Consider the following 21,242-nt stretch of genomic DNA (forward strand, 5'->3'; position numbering starts at 1 on the left):
TTTCTTACCAGTACCTGATGTGAAGCTTGTGATTCGCTTCATGCAGTCCATGGATGGAGATGGCATATTCGACAACCACGCTGCCTTCCGTGTCTCCCAGATCGATTTCGATCCGATGTGTCAGTATTTCCAATTTGAACACACCATAGGGAGTTTCGTAGTTCGACGTTTCACGCAGCCCCATTTCAAAATGCATGGTCGAGTTGTTTTCGCCAAACCTTTTCATCTGCACCTTGTCATCATGTATTTTTAGTGTCGTCTTATGGTTCTCAAGACCGGACAACTCAGTTTCATCATATACAAGATAGGTCGCCCCACCTTTTAAATAGAGTTTTCCTTCAGTAATAAAATCAATTTCGACAGGTTCTTCGCCCATCGCTTTTTGAACGGACTTCACCTGAAGGGTAATGTCTCTCATGAGTTCCTCCTTAAGGCAAGCGTGATCAGTTCTGTGATAAGATCGGAATAGCCAAGCCCAGAAGCCGCGCAAAGCAGTGGATACATACTGAACTTAGTGAATCCGGGGAGCGTATTGAGCTCGTTGATGTACACCTCGTCTGTGAGCTTGTCTACAAAGAAATCGACTCTGGCCATGCCCTCGACCCCCAATAGCTGGTAGGCTCTGACAGCCTCAGTTCGGATGGTTTCTATGACCGCCGCGTCAGCGACAGCAGGAACCATCAGTTCGCTAGGGCAGTTGTCGGAATACTTCGCCTCATAGTCGTAAAAATCATGACTGGAAACAATCTCCCCGACAGACATGGCCACAGGATGTTCGTTTCCAAGCACGCCGCATTCCAGTTCCCTCGCATTGATACCTTCTTCAATCACAACAGACCGGTCATAGGCAAGTGCGGTATTGATCGCTGCTTCAAGCTGCGATGGGTCTCCCACTTTTGTAATTCCTATGCTCGATCCCAAATTGCTGGGCTTCACAAATACCGGGTACTTAAGTGTCCTTATCGTCTCATCCACGATTTTTTGTGGATTTTCTCTAAACAAATGACCCAAAACACTGACATAGGGCGCTTGTTTGAAGCCATTCATCCTAAGTATCTCTTTAGCCAGCCTCTTGTCCATGCATATGCCCGACGCTGTCACATCCGCACCGACAAAAGGAACGCCGACCACCTTTAAAAAGCCTTGCAGCTGGCCGTCTTCACCACCTGGTCCATGAATGATCGGAAAAACGACATCCACTTCACTTTGTAGTTTTTCCACTAGCGATGACGTGCTCATCTTATTCGCTTTTTCAAAAACGACAGCGCTTTCGGTGCTCGCAAGGTCCTCCACATGGTAGGGAACGTTTGAACGGTTGAAGCCTATCATGACCACTTCGAAGAGATTTCGATCGATATGGGTCAGAATGGATTTCGCACTCATGATCGATACGTCGTGCTCCTCAGATGAACCACCAAAAAAAATAGCAATCTTCTTCTTAGCCATTTATTTTCCCTTTCTGACGTGCTTTTCACTAGACCATTCAAGCACGGAACGTTCTACAATATTGATGTGCTTCTCAGCGACTTCTCTGGCTTTTTCACCGTCTTTGAGCTTAATCGCTTCCAGTATTTCCTTGTGGCCTTCGCTGATATTGCCGTAATCGTCAAACTCGCTGAAATAGATGATCCTAAATCGATGAAACTGGTCCTGAAGCCCTTTTATGATTTCTTTCAGTTTATCATTTTTTGTCGATTTATAAATGATATCATGAAATTTGTTGTCTGTTTCGATCATGCCTTCCTTATCTTCAAGTAGAATCGCCTTTTCGAATTTTTCGGTAAGCTTTTCCATATCTCTTATGTCTTTGTCGCTCATCGCGCTCGCAGCCTGAAAAGCCGCGAAACCTTCAAGCAGGGCTCTTATTTCTAAAACATCCAACATGTCTTTTGCGTGGATGTCCTTCACATAGGCTCCTTTACGGGGAACCATTTCGATAAAATTCTCCTGCTCGAGCTTTTTCATGGCTTCTCTCACAGGAGTTCTGCTGACGCCAAGCTTCTCTGCAAGCTGAATCTCCATGAGTCGTTCGCCCGGCTTCAGTTTTCCAGTCAGGATGGCATCTCTCAAATATTCAAAAACCACATCTCCGAGCGGTTTATAATCCTTTAGCGATAATTTCCCTAATCCCTTTGTCTGCATCTTGCTACCTCCTTGCGACCGGTCTAACCAAATAGGCTTCAGTATAGAACCTTTGCATATTCTTAAGTGCTTTTTTTGCCTGATCCGTGCGCCTGAAAAGTCCAAACACACTTGGACCCGAACCGCTCATCTGGGCAATGATCGCACCATAATTCATCATTTGTGACTTGATCTGATCGATCTCTCTGTGCTCTACTGCCGTCACCGTCTCCAGTACATTGCCCATATGTTCTGACAGCTTATATACGTTGTCTTCCCTAAGGGTTTTGATCAGCTCTTCAGTACTCGGATGATTCACTACCGTGTCCCATTTCAATGTCTTATAAACATGAATTGTCGAAACACTAAGCGAAGGCTTGACGAGCAGCACCCAATAATCATTTTTCACTTCAATCGGCGTAAGCTTCTCACCGATCCCTTGCGCAAGGGCTGTTCCACCTTGGATGCAGAATGGGATATCGGACCCGATCGCAAGCGAAAGCTCCATCAGCTCCTCATCACTCACCTCGAGATCCTCAAGGCTTCTGATTCCCTTCAATACCGCTGCCGCATTAGATGACCCGCCAGCAAGACCGGCTGCTACAGGTATTCTTTTTTCAATATGGATATCGTATCCGCCTTCGAGGTTGAACTTCTCTTTCATCAGTTGACAAGCCTTATAGGCGATGTTTTCCTCATTGACTGGAATGTAGCTTACAGACGATGTGATTTGAATTCTACCGTCTTTTCTTTTGGTGATGGTCACCAGATCAAAAATACCGATTTCCTGCATCACCATCTCAAGCAGATGGTAGCCGTCTTCTCTCTTGCCGATAACATCAAGCGATAAATTTATTTTTGCATATGCTCTTAGTGTAATCGTATCCACTATTTCACCTCTTATGTACTTTGTATACACTCTATTTTTTATTATAAACCAATTTAATCCCTTCTACCATAGGGATTCCTTTGTTAATTGAACGATCCCACTAAGTTTTTTATGCAAAAAAAAATAAAACCCGCCACATAGTTTATGTGACGAGCCCTATATCTGTTTGATTATGATTGAACGATCACTGTACCGGTTTTTCCTTCGATACCTTCTTCAGCTCTTTCAAGTGAAGTGATCAGTGCCTTTCTTCCTGGTTTTGAAGCCGCGAACGCCATTGCCGCTTGAACCTTAGGAAGCATCGAACCTGGAGCGAAGTGACCTTCTTCAATGTACTGGTTTGCCTCTTCAAGACTTAAAGAGCTTAACCATTTTTCATTTTCCTTACCGAAGTTGATCGCAACCTGGTCGACTGCAGTTAAGATGATCAGGTAATCCGCGTCAAGAATCTCTGCAAGTTTCGCACTTGCGAAGTCCTTATCGATAACCGCAGGAACACCGATCAGTTTATTCCCTTCAGCAATTACAGGAATTCCGCCGCCGCCGACAGAGATAACCACGTGACCATGGTCGACAAGCGCTTTAACCGTCTCTTTTTCTGCGACATCCACAGGTTTTGGTGAAGCGACTACTCTTCTCCAGCCTCTGCCTGAATCCTCTTTCATCTGGTATCCTTTAGTCTCGATAAGCATTTTAGCTTCTTCTTCCGAGTAGAAGGCACCGATAGGTTTTGTAGGATTTTGGAATGCTTGGTCATCCTTATCGACAATCACTTGTGTGATGACGGTGGCAACCGGTACATTCAAGCCTCTATTTAACAGTTCTTCCCTGATTGCATTTTGCAGGTGGTATCCGATGTAGCCTTGGCTCATCGCGCCACATTCAGGGAATGGCATTTCAGGAGTCTTCGCCTCTGAATTTGCAGAAGTGGACATCGCAAGGTTTATCATGCCTACTTGAGGACCGTTACCATGTGCAAGAATTACTTCATGACCATGTTCGATCAGATCAACAATCGGTTTTGCAGTGTTGAGTACCAAACTTAATTGTTCTTCAGGAGTATTGCCTAAGGCGTTACCACCAAGAGCGACAACAATTTTGTCTTTCATTTTCATTTTTTCCACCCCGATATCAGTCGTTTTATGGTTTTTTAAGCTAGAAATAGCGCTATGCGACTTAGGCACAGCGCTATACTCTATTCAGTTGATTTTATAAGTTACCGATTGACGCAACCATTACCGCTTTGATTGTGTGCATTCTGTTTTCTGCTTCGTCAAAGACTACTGAATGTTTGCTTCTGAATACTTCATCCGTTACTTCCATCGCTTCGATTCCGAATTTTTGGAAGATATCCTCACCAACTTCTGTCATTCTATCGTGGAATGCAGGCAAGCAGTGCATGAAGATCACATCGTCGTTTTCAGTTTTCTTGATCATGTCCATGTTTACTTGGTAAGGCATCAACTGCTTGATTCTTTCCTCAAACATGTGCTCTTCGCCCATCGATACCCAAACGTCTGTGTAGATTGCATCAGCGCCTTTTACATCATCAACGTTCTCAGTAAGCGTGATCGAACCGCCAGTCGCTTTACATACTTCATTCATTTCCGCTACAAGAGCTTCTTCTGGGAACAATTCTTTTGGAGCAAGAGCCACAAAGTTCATACCCATTTTAGCAGCGCCGATCATCAGTGAGTTACCCATGTTGTTTCTAGCGTCACCGACATAGACGAATTTAACTTTGTTTAACGGCTTGTTCACATGTTCCATCACTGTCAAGAAGTCAGCAAGGATCTGTGTTGGATGGTAAAGGTCAGTAAGACCGTTCCAGATCGGTACACCTGCATATTTAGCAAGTTCTTCCACTGTTTCTTGTTTGAATCCACGGAACTCGATACCGTCGTAGAATCTGCCAAGTACTTTAGCAGTGTCTTCAATCGACTCTTTTTTACCCATTTGGCTATTTGTAAGGAATGTCACGTTAGCGCCTTCATCAAAAGCCGCAACTTCAAAAGCACAACGTGTTCTTGTAGATGCTTTTTCGAACAACAATACGATGTTTCTTCCTTCTAATAAGTTTCCTTTGATACCCGCTCTCTTTTTCGCTTTTAAATCAGCAGAAAGTTGAAGCAAGTATTTAATTTCTTCTGGTGTGAAATCCTTCAATGTGATTAAGTTTCTGTTTCTCAAATTTACTGGCATTTTACATCCTCCTAGAATTTTAAGTAGGCCAAGGCCTTATAATCTATTGATGACTGCACAAGGCAGTTCAAAACAAGTTTAAACCTTTGTGTTACTCCAAAGTCAATGATAGTCTCTGATTTTAGAACTTGATACCTTATTATAGCAGTTCCCTATACAGCGGCATAGACATACACCTAGGACCGCCTCTGCCACGCGAAAGTTCGCTTGAAGGCATGATATGTAGCTTGACGCCAGACTCAGTCAGCAGCTTGTTGGTAACGTGATTTCTTGAATATACGATTACTTCCCCTGGAGCTATCGCAAGGGTGTTTGATCCGTCGTTCCACTGCTCACGGCCGGCATCTATCGCATTTCCGCCACCACATCTGATCAGCTCCACATCGTCTACCTCAAGATATTTCGACAGGACATCCTTCAGTTCCAAGGTTTCCTCTTCGATATCAAGCTTGCCGTTTTGACCTTTTCTGATCGAGTAGACCGTAAGCGGTCCTTCGATTTCCGGGTGAATCGTGAACTTGTTGTAATCCACCATTGTGAATACGGTATCAAGATGCATGAAGGCTCTTTTTTTAGGAATATCAAACGCGAGTATCACCTCGAACTTCTGACCGTCTGCGAAGATGTTCTTCGCAAACTCGTCGATCGCAGCGGCATCTGTTCTTTCAGATACGCCTATGGCAACGACTTTGTTGGAAAGTACAAGCTGATCTCCACCCTCGATGGAATACTTATAGGTTCTATCATACCATTTAGGTACTTTAATATCCTTGTAATCATCATGATGGTCGAACACGTACTTTGCAAATAGGGTTTCCCTATTTCTTGTTACGGTTCTCATGTGGTTCAAGGAGATCCCTGTACCGATCGATGAGAACGGATCTCTAGTAAAATAAAGATTCGGCATCGGATCAACGACAAACGGGTAATTGGAAGCAACCATATCCGCAAGAGTCGTCTTTTCATAATTCGTGATTTCTTCTTTTCGGATACCTTCCATCATTTTATCAATCAAGGCCCTGTTGTCATCGAAGTTTAAAAAATAGTCTTTGACGCTCGACTTGAGATGATGGCTTTTAATGCTCGTTTCAGAAATGAACTCATCAATAAGAGCCCTTTTCACACCTTCATCCGCAATAGCCTCTGCAGCCAAGTTTTCAAGATAAACGACATCAACTCCGTTGTTTTTAAAGATATCGGCAAAAGCATCATGCTCTTCCCTTGCGACCTCAAGATACGGAATGTCGTCGAACAGCAATCTGTCCATTAAATCTGGTGTTAAATTTTCAATTTCTTTGCCCGGACGGTGTAGCATAACCTTTTTCAGTTGTCCGATTTCGGAATAAACTTGAATCCCTGTAACGCTTTTCATATCGACACCTCAATCTGGTAAACATTTGAATTTTATGCACTCGATCTGTACTAATTTAAAGTATACACATAAGATGTAATCAAAGCAAACCATTAATTTACAACAGATTTAGAGTTTTTTTGAATGTTTATGAGAATTCTGAATATTCATGCCGTGAATAAAGTGGCATAATATGTAAATATCCGTCTAACACCTAATAAGCCTGTGCAATCAATCTGCAAACGTTTTCAGGGGATGTATTTTTATAAGTCAAAAAGTATAAGCAAGCTTATAAAAAAATACAAAAAAAAATTAGGCATAGCCTAATTTATCAATTTACTGCAGCGGTAACTGTTGTTTCTGATGTACAAAGTGTCACTTCGACAGTTTCTGTCAATACGTCTGAATAGCTGAATGATACTTTTCTCTGCGACATCATGCCATCGTCAATCCTTACAACGAAAACATTTGGATATGCTTCCTCAAGAACGCCTTCTCTAACTTTAACTTTTTTTCTGCCCTTGTTTGTTCTTAGTACTACTTTTTCTCCGATACACCCTTCAATAGTTTTACGGATTTCACTTAAAGTTTCCCTAGTTGCCATAAGAACACCACCCCACATAGTTTTTTACATCCTCTAAATGATAACATCATGGCAACTAAAAGTCAATTATTATACATAACTAGCGTTTTTTTGTCAATAGCTTTAGCTAAAATCAAACTATTCTGGTCTTTTCGACATTTCAGTCAACAGTCGCTCAAAAAGTTGGTCTTCATCTATATATAGCGCAACAAACCATTCGATCAGCGACAGGTTGATCAGCTCCTCATCAATCAGATCTCCCAGGTAGTAGTCCTTGTCCTCCTGCTGGATAAGATCAAACAACTTGGCACGTTCGGCTTTTGTCAGTCTTACCTGCGGTTTGAAGTCACACTGCCTGATCGCATGTTCTAGTACTTCCTCGCTGACGGCTATACCGTATTCCTCACGTAAAAAATGCTTGGCCTCTTGGTTTTGCTTCAGTACAAGCTCTACCCTACCGCTTTGCTCAGCGGCCTCCTGATGTCCGAACAACCGGCAAGTAAGGGGTCTGACCTCATATACAGTGCATCTGTTGTCTTTTAGGAAGATACAAGGTTGCACTTTCACATACTGATTCATATACCAGTTTTCCACAGTGGAGACTGTTTCCTTGATACGATCCTCCTTTTGAAGGAAGTCGAGGATATTTAAAAACTCACATGCGCTGAGCCCTACATTGTCGTAGCAGCATTTACCGCAGCTACTGCATGTCCCGCCTGTTATCACGGAGTAGATTCTATTCAGTTCACTTTTCGTATCCATATCGTTAAATCGTTTCAGTGCCTGCTTTAACATTGCGTGCTCCTTTGCTATACTGTTAAAAAGGGGGTTGATTTCATGTGGCAAGTCATTGGAAAAACCTATTCCGCTGAGACAGTAAAAGTACGGGAATACCTTGATGCCAAAGGCATCCTTTATGACTATATCGATCTCGACGAAGAACCGGACTGGATGGTCTGGTTTAAGGCAAATCGAATCATCGCGATTCCCGCGGTTAGAGTGAAGGGCCATTTTAGTGTAGGATTCGATCTTGCGGCGATCGATCAGTTGATCGCGGCGTTTCAAAAGGATTAACAAAAGATTACAAAACGATGACACAAGGCTGTCGCATCCACATTCATGATATACTCTAGTCAAACATGACAGGAGGTGCGACATGGAAATGTTAGTGATCGTTCTGCTGGTGGGACTCTACGTCGCACTTGATCAGGATACGGCAGAGCAAAAACAGCATAAAACGCAAGTATAAAAGACGACGTTGTCAAATGGCCAATCGCCAAAGAATAGAACGTGGTCTTTTTTATTGCCCGTATTTCAATAGAATCGCGGCAACTAGGGTCAGTATCACAGAAAAGAAGAGTAGATAATACCCGTTTCTTCTTCGTCCTGTCAGTACGAACTTCAACCCGGTGGCTGCTGTGTAAAAGATGATCAGGAATATCACTAGCCAGTTCGTATCCAGAGGGTAGGCGCCTAACTTGAACAATCTAAAGAAGCCCTCTCCAAGTACACCTATAAGCCCCAATATTCCAACCGCCAAAGTAGCGACGTTGATTCGATGAATCGTTTTGTCACCCATACCTACATCCCCCCTTTATCGGCAATCACCATTGCAACTGCACTCATGGCGATTATCAAAGATGGTTTTATCATATCAGACCCCCAATTCAAGGTCAACAAAGCGGTCGTTCGGTTTCAGAAATGATTTCAAGGGTATAAATGCAATAAGGGTAAGTGTGTCAAAGAGGCGATGACCATGTTAAATTCCGTAACGTCCTATGGATATTATGCAAACATTATCAAGCAGCTGGATAAGGCTTTTCCTGCATATGAATCCCAGACCAACAGTCTTTTTAATTCGGTTGTTGCAGCTAGATATATGCCGCAAATTGTGAAAGACACCTTGAATAGCTTCAATTCCTATATGAAGATAGCTACAAAGGGCTTGAATGCACTGGCTAACGCAGCAAGTTTTGACGAATCTTCACTACTGACTGCCACAAAAGCATCTGAGCCATCCGAAAATTCAATTGCCATTGGCTTTTCCACAATGGAAGTAGCCAGCGATCAACTCGATCAGAGTGACTTTCTGAATCCGGGCGCCTTGGATTTTCAAAGCGACGTTTCAGCGCTAACCTTTAATCAGGGCGATGAAACCACCGATATCGAAGTTGATCTGACACAAGCCGATACCAATGAGGATGCGCTCAGAACCATTGCACGGGAAGTCAACAAGACTGGCTCCTTTAAGGCAAAACTAGTCTATGCCGATGAAGGTATCAGACTACAGCTATCTTCCACAGCAAAAGGCAAAAGCAGCGAATTTGAAGTGACTGGTACTTTCACCAAACCGCTCAACTTAAACCGTCTTGCAGGCGCAAGTAACACAAGGATCACCTATTTAGGAGATGAATACACTTCGGACACAAATAAAGTTCAGTTGGAAATCGCGGGAGAAGGCGTTGAAATCAGCCTGACCGAAGAGGATATCGGCTTCAACCGATATGAGATCACACTAAAAGAAGAAGTGCTTGAGAGGACTAAAAACCTGATAGAGCGATCACGTGATAGCCTCCAACTTTTTGAAAAAAACCGAAGCCTGCAAATAAACAAGTCAGTAAAAGCGTTGAGCATGGACCTGCAAAGAATTTCCTCAGCTAGTGGCAATCCAAACGAAGATAGGGTACAATTAGAAGACCGGAGCATCGAACGGTTATCAAAGGAAACCCCTTTGGATTTGTCCCGTTCGATCAAAGCACTAAAAAGTAGCGCGATATCCTTCGCCAAAACTTCAGAGCCCGAACTTGCACGACTGGCAATTGAGCAGATAACAAGGGATAGTGCGAAAACCCCGGATTATGCCGGCAACCAATATCGAATGAGTGTACAATCCGGAACACTATTCGATTTGATTCTTTAGGCGTTACTAGGAGGACTTTAGTGGATCAGACAGATTATAGAATACTGGAAATCATGCAAGGCAGCGGCCGCATATCGATGAAAGATCTAGGGCAGAAAGTAGGATTGACTGCTCCAGCTGTATCGGAACGCGTTAAAAAAATGGAAGACTCAGGGATAATTGCAGGTTACAAAGCGATGATTGATTTTTCAAAACTCGGCAAAACCGTAAGTGCATTTATCGACATCAGTATGGCATCAGAGTCGTATAACAAGTTCCTGAAATTTGCTACAGAAAGCGACTTGATCGTTGAATGTCACCACGTCACAGGTGGCGACAGCTTAATCATCAAAGTCCTTGTAGACAACATTTCTGAACTCGAAGCGATGATTGATGAGATTAAACAGTTTGCAAAAACAAACACCTCGATCATTTTATCGAGCCCGATCGCCAATAAAGTGATCGAATTTGACTAGACGCATTTACCCTAATATGACAAAACTGAAATGACGGCCTTTCGGCCGTCATTTTTTAGTTATGTTAAAGTCTTGTGAGCATCAGCATGCTGTAACCATATACTTGATAGGTAAGCATCAACGCCGCCAAATCGACCACCGCGAAGAAAGCATAGGTATAATGTTCAGAATCAAGTTCGTGATGTTTCCTGTAATTGAAGGTTGCTACTGCGACAATCAGCGAAGTAAGGACGAGTACACCGGCAACCAAGGCGCCGTTTCCGAAAAACTGCTCGAACATGATACTCAAACTTTCAGGTTCCATCAGGACCATCACATAATACAATTTGATCGCCACATGAGCGACCATAACGAAAATCACCGCATATTCACTTTTAAAGCCCTTCTTCCCCTGCAACCAAAGAGATAGGAAAATAAGAAACACACATGGAAGTACGATAATGCTACCCGCATGCATGACCATCAGGAGCGAACCGAAGATTCCCATTATTCCGTTACCCACCATCGTAGTAAGAGACAAATCAAGGCTCGCGTAGCTGTCTTTTACAACCACCTCGTTTGTAGATGCCAGCATGATTGCGGACATCTCATCCTCCACATCGAACCAAACCACGTACTCTTCTCCATCCAGTTCAAAATAAATCGGATTTGTCACCGCCCTGAGCGTCTTGGTCAATGGGTATCTCTCTAGAATATCCTCTCCGTAAATCGACGTCTTTAAGACATTCGATCCGAACTTGGTGCTTCCTGTAATGACCAGCTCCGTTTTTTCCTGCGTTACCCCTTTCACCTGAACCGGCTCATCCGTATAGCCGAACAAACCGCTGTCTTTTCTTATGAGCTCGTTTGTTATTCCGTCCCATATCATCGTAGTGAACCTAGTCGTTTTCTTTTCGGAGCTCTTGAACTTTGAAAATGTCACGGCGATCTTCTGATCAAAGACATCGATGGACTGTGCGTAACCAAGGATGTCGCGTTCGTTAGGCTCTGTCACATCAAACTCCTTGACACGAATGCCATCACTGCCATACACGACAATTTTCGCCTGGTCCAGGTCGCTGATATGCATATAGACAAGAGAATCCTTCTCAGATGCGATCATTTTGGTCTTATAGTTGATTTCACCGGTTTCAATGACAATCCCCTCAGCATCCAGCAACTGATATTCATCCAAGAACTGAAGTAAGATCAAACTGTCAAAAATCTGAATGCTTCTGACATCTCCGTAGCTTCCTTCATAAAGGACCTGATCGAACGCGACCGCTCCATCAAGAGTCAATCCCTTGTGTCTGATCCCTTCTTCGTCGAGCACCAGTACGCGCAGCAAGCTTCCCGTTTCATCCCAGTGTGCAGCCACCTTCACGATATCAGACCCGAAGTCGGCAAGTGATAGTACTTCACTAGTTTCAGCTTTAGGAGACGAATGAATCAGATGAAATGAATCATGTTTAATAAAGTACGTGTAAAATCCGTCTGATGCAGGCAATATGCCAAGGCGTCTTTTCATATATCCGTCTACTTCATCCGCAATCATAACATGATGGCTCCAGTTTTCTGATGGCGGCGTCTTTTTCACTTCATACAACCTTGAAACATACACACTAAACATTGCAGATAACAAAATAACGATTACAATTTTCCAATATCTTTTTTTCATAATACCCCCTAGTATTCTTCCTCATACCTATTATAGTTAAAATTACCTGAATGTGCACACAAAAAAACAGGTCAAGGGGCTTTATTCCCCTGACCTGTCGCTCAATTTACTTTTTAGCGATCTCCGAAACGCTTGCAACAAGCGATGCGAGATTTTGCATTTCTGACGGGATAATCAGCTTAGTGGACTGGCCGTCTGCGACTTTGACGAGTGCCTCAAAACTCTTAAGGGCAAGCACGCCTTCATTCGGTGCAGAAGCCTTAATGAATTCGATACCTTCTGCTGTAGCCTTTTGAATCGACTTGATCGCTTCTGCCTGACCTTCTGCGATTTTAATCGCAGCGATCTTTTCACCTTCGGCAGATAAGATAGCAGACTGTTTTTCACCTTCCGCTCTTAGGATTCTTGCTTCTCTTTCACCTTCGGCAGTTAGGATCGCAGCCTTTTTCATACCTTCGGCTTCAAGTATCGCACGTCTTCTTTCACGTTCGGCACGCATTTGCTTTTCCATCGCTTCCTGGATGTCTCTTGGAGGCAAGATGTTCTTCACTTCTACACGGTTTACCTTGATTCCCCATGGATCGGTTGCTTCATCAAGAATCGCGCGCATCTGTCCGTTGATAAGGTCACGAGAAGTGAGCGATTCGTCCAGCTCGAGTTGACCTATGATATTACGAAGTGTCGTCGCTGTCAAATTCTCGATTGCGACAATCGGTCTTCCCACACCATAAGTAAATAGTTTCGGATCCGTCACCTGATAATAGACAACCGTATCGATCTGCATCATGACGTTGTCCTTTGTAATAACCGGTTGTGGTGGAAAATCGACTACCTGTTCTTTCAAAGAAACTTTAGTCCTTACCCTATCTAAAAATGGAATTTTCAAATGAAGACCCACAGCCCAAGTTCCCATATATCCACCAAGACGCTCAATTACATAAGCGTTCGATTGAGGAACAATTCGGATATTTACAATTACTAATACGATTAAAAATAAAATTACTACAATAAAAATTCCAAAGCCTAACATCTTAATCCTCCCATTCTGTTCTTTCGCTAACGACTAACTTGACACCTTCAATCGCTTCAACTATAACTTCCTGACCTTGTGCGATAGTCGCATCTGAGATACTTTTCGCAGTCCATACTTGTCCGCCAAGCCTTACTTGACCGTAGTTGTGTTCTGTGATCTCATTCACCACAACACCTTTTTTTCCGATCAGGCTATCCACATTGGTTTTTACACTGCCCACTTTCATGTATTTGACAACAAGCGGTCGTGTGATAAGCAAGAACAGTATCGAGCTGACGATGAACGAAACCACCTGCACATATACATTGAATCCTATCCATGTCATAAACAGGGCGACTAGCGCTCCTGCAGCGAACCATATCGTTGTCAGTCCGAGGGTGGCACCTTCGATTACTGCAAATAGAATCGCTAAGACTGTCCAAATAATTGCCCAACTCATATCTCCACCTCCTTTTATACTCTTATAGTAGCATAACGAAACCTCCTTTGCTTTAAAATCGGCATGGAAATGACTGTACAGGTACGAAAATGCAATCCCCTACGAAAAATATCATTGCAGCATAAAAAAACATCTGGTTTTAGTGTACAATAAACTTATCGATATACAAAATTTGGAGACTGTTTATGAGAAAAGCACCTATTTCAATGACACTTTACTTTAGCGGACTTACCATCGCGATTATCGCCCTCATCTACCTATTGACCGAGTTGATAGAAGGCCCCAATATTTGGGCTCTGAGAACCATGGTTGTCCTTTCAATCGCAAACTTCACTTTTTTGATGGTCCGATTCAAAAAGGTGAGTACCACACAGGAAAAAACGCAGCTGGAACTTCAGAAACTAAGCCATATCTCCGATGAGATCATTTACTATAGGCAGCACAGACACGATATCAAGAACCACCTGATTGTCATGTACGAGCTTGCAAATTCGGGTAAGGTCGAGTCCTTGATCGACTATGCGAAAAACCTGATCGATAAGACCACTCATGCCTTTGTAGAATGCCAGACCGGTTCGAACGAACTCGATGTGCTCCTATACAGTAAGATCGACATCGCTAGGGAAACAGGTATCGACATCCAGATCGATCTTGACTGCACGCTTCAGTTAAGCCCTAAAAGAACCATCGACCTGATCTCCATCTTTTCCAACATCATCGATAACGCGATTGAGGCTACACTTGCCATCGAAGTCGCAAGTGAACGAACCATTCAGATATCACTGACAGAAGATCCCATAAACGCGACCATTGTCATCACCAACAGTTTTAGCCCAAGAAAGCTCATCGAGCCGGATAGGGTTTTTGAAAAAGGATATAGCACAAAAATGGAATCCGGCAACCAAGGGCTCGGTTTATCCATCGTATCAAGAATTGTAAAGTCGCTTGAAGGGGATATCCACCTTGAAATCTTCAATGGTATCTTCTTTCAGCTGAAAATCAATCTACCAAAACATAACCTGAGCTGATAATTCTGATTACCACGGTAAAATTGAGGTAAATATTAAACACGAATTATCGGAAAGGAGTTCTTATGAAACAGCAATATAGATTTTGGTTGAATAGTCTTCTTCTTGCAGTGCTGATCTTCCTATTCTTAGCGGTCGCTGAATGGCTTATCGGGAATCCTAACTTCATTTCAAGAGCGATCTCCATCCTTGTAGCGGTCCTCATTTATCGGTTCATCATGTTTTATCGACTAAAGGACAGGCTGAGGAAGCTTTTCAGCTCCATCTCCGACCACAACAAACAGTCAAGCGACCACCCTTTGGGATTTTCATTCGACGAACTTTTTATCCATAACCTCGACGCCATGGAACAGCACCTGCTTTCACTCTTTGAAAAGACACACGATCTGAAAAGCGACCAGGTAGAAATGATCAGTGAACTGGAACGTCTTGCAGAAGTAAGAGATGCCATGTTTAAGATCAGTACGAGTATTCTGATGTCTGATGACGAGGATGAGCTATATGACAGCATCGTTGAAAATGCGATAAAAGCCGTCAAAAACGCTTCCCACGGTTCACTCGCTAAGTTAAGCGACCAGAACATCATGAGGTTTCTATCCGTCCACGGTTATAATGAAGCGATCAAAAACATTCCTATCGACCTGAAAAAGACCTTTCTTTGGATCGAGGAAAAAGGACAGATAGACCGTTCAGTCATTATCAACGATATTCTCGCCTTCAATAAGGCCAACTTCACCGATGAGGAGTATAACCGTTTCGTCCATGACCACCCTTCGGATATCCAATCCGCGATAAGCTCTCCCATCATCGTCGACGGAAGGATCTACGGTATGATCAATGTCGATAGCGGTATCAAGAACGCCTTTAAGGAACGAGACATCGCCATTATGGAGTATTTCTCAAAACAGGTAGCCATTCTCTTTAAAAACAAGGAGCTAATGAAAAAAACAAATTATCTTTCGAGGTTTGACACGCTGACAGGCGTCTACAACCGTAATTATTTTGAAGAGGTCTTCTCAAACCACATAAAAAAAGCACTCAGGTACAACGAGGAGTTCTGCATAATCAAAATCGACGTCGCAGGTCTTAGCTCTATCAACGACTCTTTCGGTCAGAGCGCAGGCGACCAGGTACTCAAACACATCGCCCAACTGCTTCGCGCCCAGATTAGGGATTCAGACCTTTTGGCACGACTTGGCGGCGATCAGTTCATCATGGTATTCTTCGGTAGCGATTTCGAAGGAGCACGGTCAAAAGTAATCCATATGAAAGAACTGCTCTCACTAGACACCGTCGTCTATAAAGAGGAAAAGCTAGTCGCCGATTTTCATTTTTCAATCGCCCACTGCCCTTTGGACGGCAAGACCTATGACGATCTTATCAGAAGAGCTGACGAACGTCTGCGACTTGCAAAAAAAGAAAGAAACGACTAAAATAAAACTAACCGGTCTGTCACAAAATGGCAGACCGATTTTAGGTTAATAGGAGGAATTTAAATGCAACATTATTGGGATTTAACATCGATCTATCCAGGTTTCGATTCGGACGAGTACAAAAACGACCTGTCTTCTCTACTCGAGAACATCGAAAAGCTTTCTACGCTTAATTTTACAGAGGGATTCACAGTTACTGCAGAGTCCTTTATCAACCAGTTGAACGGGATCATGACGCTTCTTTATCCACTTAGCGGCTATGCGAGTCTGACCTTCTCTACGGATACTACTAACGAAACAGCACTTAAGTATATGAACAAAATGGAAGAAGTCGGATCGCTGCTTACGGCACCGGTTGTTCGTTTTCAAAAAAGGCTTGCGGAATTTTCTGTTGAAGATATCAAAAACAGCGATTCAGAAGTTGTCAAAGTTCACGAGTTCTATTTAACGGAGCTACACACCAACGCCTCCCATCTTCTATCGGATGCGGAGGAAGTCTTGCTTTCTAAGTTGCAAACCGTCGGTTCAAGCGCATGGAGCAATCTTCAGGGAAAACTTACCTCAGGTCTTATGATCGATTTCGAACTGGATGGCGAGCTTAAGCCATACAGTCTTTCAATGATCAGAAATTTGGCCAACCACGCCGATGCAGATGTCAGAAAAAGAGCCTACACAGCAGAGCTCAGCGCATACGACAGAATCGAAGAAGCCGTCGCCGCTTCACTTAACGCGATTAAAGGAGAAGTCAACCTGATCTCCAATCTAAGAGGCTTCGATTCACCGCTGCAGGAGTCCGCGAACAACGCACGTCTTGACCTAGAGTCGCTCAATGCGATGATCGAGGCGATGAAGGAAAAATTACCGACCTTCCATAAATACCTTAAAAGAAAAGCTCGACTTCTTGGTCATGAAGGCGGTCTTCCATTTTACGACCTGTTCGCTCCGATCTCATCAAGCTCGTTAAACTACACCTACGACGAAGCAAAAACCTTTGTCATCGAAAACTTCGGCGCCTTTTCAAAGGAGCTTGCCGACTATGCGACTACCGCATTCGATAAGCAGTGGGTAGACGTTGAACCTAGACAAGGCAAGCGCGGCGGAGCTTTCTGCTCGCATATCCGCGGAAGAAGACAAAGTAGAATCATGCTTAACTTTGACGGTAGCTTTTCGGAAGTCAGTACGATGGCGCATGAGCTTGGACACGGATACCACAACAGCCAGGTCTACAATGAAACGATGCTTAATGCGGGTTATACCATGCCTGTCGCTGAAACAGCAAGCATCTTCTGCGAGACAATCGTCACAGGTGCGGCTATCGCAAAGGCGAGTCCTGAAGATGCTACCTTCATCCTTGAAAAATCGATCGAAGGCGCCACACAGGTCATCGTGGACATTCTTTCAAGATTCATCTTCGAAAAGAACGTGTTCGAAGCAAGAACGGAAGGTCCGCTTTCTGTCAAGCAACTCAAAGGGATCATGTTCGATGCCCAAAAAGAGGCGTATGGCGACGGTCTTGATCACGAAAATCTTCATCCCTACATGTGGGTTTGCAAACCGCACTATTACTCATCAGGATTCAGTTTTTACAATTACCCTTACGCCTTTGGTCTTTTGTTCGGCAAAGGACTTTATGCGCAGTACAAGGCCGGCAGGGAAAACTTTATCGAGGATTACAACAAACTCCTTAACAACACGACTAAAATGGATGTGAAAACAGTCGCTGCGACGATGGGGATTGATATCACTAAGAAGGATTTCTGGCTTTCGTCCTTAAGCATGGTAGAAGAAGAGATCGAACAGTTCCTAGCTCTGACTGAGTGATACTGATCAGTAAGAAATAGTTAAAAACCCACCCTTACTTTTGTCTGTAAGGGTGGGTTTCATCATTATCTGCATCAGAGCAGTATTTTTGACATGATATAATTTGTCACTAGATCGGTATGTACCTTCATTCCATATTTCTTATAAAGACTGATGGCAGGTGTATTCTTGACGCTTACTTTCAAGCGGTACTCCTTAAGTCCTTTTTCTTTAAAAAAAGCTTCGGCCCGGTTCAATATCTGAGCGCCGTAGCCTTGACCTCTTGCGGTGTTTGTCAGATATAAAAGGCTGATGTAACCGAAGGTGGCATCCGCCTCTTCTTTGATCACCATACCCAGCTGCCCTATGATCTGATTGTCTTTCAGTACCAGCAGTTGGCCTTCCGGCAGCTTTTCGATCCTACCAGTGAGTCGGTTCTCATACGCGGTCGCATCAAAATCTTCCGTACTGCCATAGGCCACAAACTGAGTATCTTCTCTAAATCCAATAATCATTTGAACATCATTCAGGCTGACTTTTCTAAACTCCATGGCAATACCCCCTATTTATACTTCATTATAACATACCAAAAATAAAAAAATGGCAAGAGGAACACTTTCACTCTTGCCACTTTGTAACTTATTCTATGCCGACTACGTCATAACCCGCATCATCGACAGTTTCAGTAAGCAGTTCGTTAGAAATCTCAGCTGTCAACTCAATAGTCGCTGTTTTCGCTTCCAGGTTCACCTCGACGCTTGCTACTCCGTCAAGTCCTCCGAGCGCCTTTTCCACTCTACCTTTGCAGTGACCACAAGACATACCTTCGATTTTTAGTGTTTTTTTCATGAGTTCCTCCGTTTGATAGTTTTTAATAGGGTTTTGGTTTAAATCCTTTAAGTCTCAAAGCATTAGTTACAACGCTTACGCTAGACATACTCATCGCAGCTGCCGCAAACATAGGGTTCAAAAGCGGTCCGCCGAATATATGAAATACACCCGCAGCAAGCGGTATGCCTAATGTGTTGTAAAAGAACGCCCAAAACAGATTTTGCTTGATGTTCTTTATGGTCGCCCTACTCAGTTCTATGGTAGTGACTACATCGTTAAGGTCGTTCTTCATGAGTACGACATCCGCGCTTTCGGCAGCAATATCCGTTCCAGAGCCGATAGCGAAACCGACATCCGCTCGTGCCAGTGCGGGAGCGTCGTTGACCCCGTCTCCCACCATGGCCGTATGGTAGCCTTCGGCGATTAGTTTTTCAATGACTGCAGCCTTTTGATCGGGCATCACTTCGGCGATTACCTCATCTATGCCAGCCTGGGCTGCGATAGCATTCGCCGTATCTGTATGGTCACCCGTGAGCATCACCGTTTTGATGCCCAGGTTTCTAAACCTTTTGACTGCTATGATACTGCTTTCTTTGATAGGATCCTGCACGGTGATAAGTCCACCATAACTTCCGTCAACAGCAATCAGCATCGTTGTCTTTCCTTGCTTGGCGTAATAAGAAACCGATACCTCGCTAGGCAGTGCTATATTTTTGTGTTTCATCAGCGCTTCGTTGCCGATCATGACTTCACGTGGTCCAAGTGAGACGACAATTCCTTTTCCAGTGATGTTCTCGAACTTACTTATCTCTTCAAACTCCTCTGTCACCGTCAATGCTTTACGAACAATCGCTTTTGCCAGAGGATGTTCTGATCCCGCCTCAGCAGAGCCAATCAATCTTAAAAGTTGCACTTCGTCACCTAAACGTGCAGGTACCACATCAATCACTTCAGGTTGTCCATAGGTGATAGTTCCTGTTTTATCCAGCACCACTGCGTTCAGCTTATGCGTGTTTTCAAGGGCTTCGCCACTTTTTATAAAGACTCCGTGCTCAGCGCCTTTTCCTGTTCCTACCATGATAGCCGTAGGTGTCGCAAGTCCGAGAGCACATGGACATGCGATGACAAGTACTGCAATGAATATCTTTAATGAGAACCGTATGTCACCGGTCGCGATAAACCATGCGATACCGCTTAACGAAGCTATCGCCATGACAATGGGTACGAAGTATCCTGAAATGATATCCGCTATCCTGGCGATCGGAGCTTTTTGCCCTTGGGCGTCCTCCACCATTTTTATGATGGATGCAAGCAGTGAATCACTTCCAATTTTCAGGGTTTCGACTTCAAGTAGTCCGTTGGTGTTGATACTGCCACCAACCACATCGTCACCCACCGTCTTATCAACCGGTATGCTTTCACCGCTGATCATCGATTCATCAATAGAGGAACCGCCTTTTGTGATTCTGCCGTCAACAGGAATCGCCTCACCAGGTCTGACCAGTACGATATCCGAGACCTCTACTTCATCGATACGCATCACGACAACTTCTTTACCAACAATGACAGACGCTTCTTTCGGCTGAAGGTTGATCAGTTTCTTGATCGCTTCGCTGGTTCTTGACTTGCTTCTGGTTTCCAGATACTTACCAAGCATGATGAGTGCGATAATCACAGCAGCTGTTTCGTAGTATAGGCTTTCCACATAAGTGGTGACGCCGGTGCTGATCATGTATGTCGCATAAAGGCTATAGATTATCGCAGCAGATGTTCCTACTGCAATGAGAGAGTCCATATTCGGGTTTCTCTTGATTAGTGTCTTGAAACCGACCGTGTAAAACTTATACCCTGCCACAATAACCGGTATTGTCAGTGCCAGCTGCACTAAGGCGTATCTAAGAGGATACATGCCCGAGTGCAAGAAGGCGGGAATCGGCAAGCCTACCATGTGGCCCATTGCAAGGTACAACAGCACTATCGTGAATCCCATCGCAACTTTAAACTTCAGCCACATGATTTTTGTCGCATTTTCCTTTTCGATCGTATGGTAATCCGTGATCTCATCTTTGATCACTTCTTTTGGCGTATAGCCGATTTTTTGTATTTTGGATTTGATCTCAGAGACTCTGAGCATATCGACATCAAAGTCGATCACAGCGATATTGGTAGTCAGGTTCACACTGATACTGTTGACACCATCCATTCTTCCAACACCGCGCTCAATGGCGCTCGAACATGCGGAGCAGGTCATTCCATCCACAGCAATCTTGACTACCTTGCTGTTATGGTGTACATTCGCACCGTAACCGGCTTTTTCAATGGCGGCGATCACCATCTCTTCTGTCACATGCTCATCTTCATAACTTATTTCAAGTTGATCCGTCGTAAGGTTCACAGCAGCTGCGGATATACCGGGAACCTTTCCCACGGCACGTTCCACCGCCCTAGAGCAAGCGGAACAGGTCATCCCTTCAACATCAAATTTTTTCTTCATAATATC

Annotated in this window: 22 protein-coding genes; 6 read left to right on the forward strand and 16 right to left on the reverse strand. The window is 43.8% G+C overall.

Translation table 11 applies throughout. The features are described from left to right. Window positions 1–4: 4 nt before the first annotated feature. The 9 genes from DWB64_RS05275 to DWB64_RS05315 all read right to left on the reverse strand — a co-directional run bounded on the left by DWB64_RS05275 (window position 5) and on the right by DWB64_RS05315 (window position 7,941). The gene (locus DWB64_RS05275; protein WP_129487154.1) at window positions 5–418 is read right to left on the reverse strand and encodes a DUF1934 domain-containing protein; all 414 of its coding nucleotides are present in this window, start codon (window positions 416–418) and stop codon (window positions 5–7) included. Continuing rightward, entirely contained in the window at window positions 415–1,446 is a 1,032-nt protein-coding gene (locus tag DWB64_RS05280; RefSeq protein ID WP_129487155.1) for a D-alanine--D-alanine ligase family protein, read from the reverse strand. The genes DWB64_RS05275 and DWB64_RS05280 overlap by 4 nt, the downstream gene beginning before the upstream one ends. Next, entirely contained in the window at window positions 1,447–2,142 is a 696-nt protein-coding gene (locus DWB64_RS05285) for a GntR family transcriptional regulator (protein ID WP_129487156.1), read from the reverse strand. A 4-nt stretch (window positions 2,143–2,146) separates the two neighbouring features. Continuing rightward, window positions 2,147–3,010: a 4-(cytidine 5'-diphospho)-2-C-methyl-D-erythritol kinase gene (gene ispE, locus DWB64_RS05290; RefSeq protein ID WP_243118949.1), complete on the reverse strand. Its 864-nt coding sequence runs from the start codon at window positions 3,008–3,010 to the stop codon at window positions 2,147–2,149. 170 nt (window positions 3,011–3,180) lie between these two features. Next, a complete protein-coding gene (arcC, locus tag DWB64_RS05295) occupies window positions 3,181–4,119 on the reverse strand; it encodes a carbamate kinase (RefSeq protein WP_129487264.1) in 939 nt (312 codons plus the stop codon). A gap of 100 nt (window positions 4,120–4,219) precedes the next feature. Further along, a complete protein-coding gene (gene argF, locus DWB64_RS05300; protein ID WP_129487157.1) occupies window positions 4,220–5,212 on the reverse strand; it encodes an ornithine carbamoyltransferase in 993 nt (330 codons plus the stop codon). A 139-nt stretch (window positions 5,213–5,351) separates the two neighbouring features. Beyond that, window positions 5,352–6,584 carry an arginine deiminase gene (gene arcA / locus DWB64_RS05305; protein ID WP_129487158.1) on the reverse strand — a complete coding sequence of 411 codons (1,233 nt, stop codon included), beginning with the start codon at window positions 6,582–6,584 and terminating at the stop codon, window positions 5,352–5,354. 310 nt (window positions 6,585–6,894) lie between these two features. Then, window positions 6,895–7,167 carry a Veg family protein gene (locus tag DWB64_RS05310; RefSeq protein WP_129487159.1) on the reverse strand — a complete coding sequence of 91 codons (273 nt, stop codon included), beginning with the start codon at window positions 7,165–7,167 and terminating at the stop codon, window positions 6,895–6,897. Window positions 7,168–7,284: 117 nt separating this feature from the next. Further along, window positions 7,285–7,941 carry a YkgJ family cysteine cluster protein gene (locus tag DWB64_RS05315; RefSeq protein ID WP_129487160.1) on the reverse strand — a complete coding sequence of 219 codons (657 nt, stop codon included), beginning with the start codon at window positions 7,939–7,941 and terminating at the stop codon, window positions 7,285–7,287. A 42-nt stretch (window positions 7,942–7,983) separates the two neighbouring features. Between DWB64_RS05315 and DWB64_RS05320 the strand changes: the two genes are divergently transcribed. Continuing rightward, complete coding sequence (locus tag DWB64_RS05320; RefSeq protein ID WP_129487161.1) at window positions 7,984–8,220, forward strand: hypothetical protein; 237 nt, start codon at window positions 7,984–7,986, stop codon at window positions 8,218–8,220. A gap of 226 nt (window positions 8,221–8,446) precedes the next feature. Here the strand turns inward: DWB64_RS05320 and DWB64_RS05325 are convergent, their stop codons facing one another. After that, a complete protein-coding gene (locus DWB64_RS05325; RefSeq protein WP_129487162.1) occupies window positions 8,447–8,725 on the reverse strand; it encodes a hypothetical protein in 279 nt (92 codons plus the stop codon). 177 nt (window positions 8,726–8,902) lie between these two features. On the opposite strand from DWB64_RS05325, the gene DWB64_RS05330 reads away from it, so the two are divergent. Further along, complete coding sequence (locus DWB64_RS05330) at window positions 8,903–10,066, forward strand: hypothetical protein (protein ID WP_129487163.1); 1,164 nt, start codon at window positions 8,903–8,905, stop codon at window positions 10,064–10,066. A gap of 20 nt (window positions 10,067–10,086) precedes the next feature. Further along, window positions 10,087–10,521 (forward strand): Lrp/AsnC family transcriptional regulator, encoded by a 435-nt coding sequence (locus DWB64_RS05335; RefSeq protein WP_129487164.1) that lies wholly within the window; start codon window positions 10,087–10,089, stop codon window positions 10,519–10,521. A 64-nt stretch (window positions 10,522–10,585) separates the two neighbouring features. Here the strand turns inward: DWB64_RS05335 and DWB64_RS05340 are convergent, their stop codons facing one another. The 3 genes from DWB64_RS05340 to DWB64_RS05350 form a co-directional block, all read right to left on the reverse strand. Further along, a complete protein-coding gene (locus tag DWB64_RS05340; RefSeq protein WP_129487165.1) occupies window positions 10,586–12,178 on the reverse strand; it encodes a hypothetical protein in 1,593 nt (530 codons plus the stop codon). A gap of 106 nt (window positions 12,179–12,284) precedes the next feature. Then, window positions 12,285–13,208: an SPFH domain-containing protein gene (locus tag DWB64_RS05345; RefSeq protein ID WP_129487166.1), complete on the reverse strand. Its 924-nt coding sequence runs from the start codon at window positions 13,206–13,208 to the stop codon at window positions 12,285–12,287. Between the two features lies 1 nt (window position 13,209). Next, complete coding sequence (locus DWB64_RS05350) at window positions 13,210–13,650, reverse strand: NfeD family protein (RefSeq protein ID WP_129487167.1); 441 nt, start codon at window positions 13,648–13,650, stop codon at window positions 13,210–13,212. 185 nt (window positions 13,651–13,835) lie between these two features. Here DWB64_RS05350 and DWB64_RS05355 point away from each other — a divergent pair, with 185 nt between their 5' ends. The 3 genes from DWB64_RS05355 (at window position 13,836) to DWB64_RS05365 (ending at window position 17,932) form a co-directional block, all read left to right on the forward strand. Further along, window positions 13,836–14,678: a sensor histidine kinase gene (locus DWB64_RS05355; RefSeq protein ID WP_129487168.1), complete on the forward strand. Its 843-nt coding sequence runs from the start codon at window positions 13,836–13,838 to the stop codon at window positions 14,676–14,678. A 65-nt stretch (window positions 14,679–14,743) separates the two neighbouring features. Next, entirely contained in the window at window positions 14,744–16,111 is a 1,368-nt protein-coding gene (locus DWB64_RS05360) for a sensor domain-containing diguanylate cyclase (RefSeq protein WP_129487169.1), read from the forward strand. A gap of 63 nt (window positions 16,112–16,174) precedes the next feature. Then, window positions 16,175–17,932: a M3 family oligoendopeptidase gene (locus DWB64_RS05365; protein ID WP_129487170.1), complete on the forward strand. Its 1,758-nt coding sequence runs from the start codon at window positions 16,175–16,177 to the stop codon at window positions 17,930–17,932. A 74-nt stretch (window positions 17,933–18,006) separates the two neighbouring features. Here DWB64_RS05365 and DWB64_RS05370 read toward each other — a convergent pair whose 3' ends face one another. The 3 genes from DWB64_RS05370 to DWB64_RS05380 all read right to left on the reverse strand — a co-directional run bounded on the left by DWB64_RS05370 (window position 18,007) and on the right by DWB64_RS05380 (window position 21,236). Then, complete coding sequence (locus DWB64_RS05370; protein ID WP_129487171.1) at window positions 18,007–18,462, reverse strand: GNAT family N-acetyltransferase; 456 nt, start codon at window positions 18,460–18,462, stop codon at window positions 18,007–18,009. A gap of 88 nt (window positions 18,463–18,550) precedes the next feature. Continuing rightward, a complete protein-coding gene (locus tag DWB64_RS05375; protein ID WP_129487172.1) occupies window positions 18,551–18,760 on the reverse strand; it encodes a heavy-metal-associated domain-containing protein in 210 nt (69 codons plus the stop codon). Between the two features lie 22 nt (window positions 18,761–18,782). Beyond that, on the reverse strand, window positions 18,783–21,236 hold the full coding sequence (locus DWB64_RS05380) for a heavy metal translocating P-type ATPase (RefSeq protein ID WP_129487173.1): 2,454 nt from the start codon (window positions 21,234–21,236) through the stop codon (window positions 18,783–18,785). Window positions 21,237–21,242 lie beyond the last annotated feature (6 nt).

The organism is Fusibacter sp. A1 (assembly GCF_004125825.1).
Taxonomy (GTDB): domain Bacteria; phylum Bacillota; class Clostridia; order Peptostreptococcales; family Acidaminobacteraceae; genus QQWI01.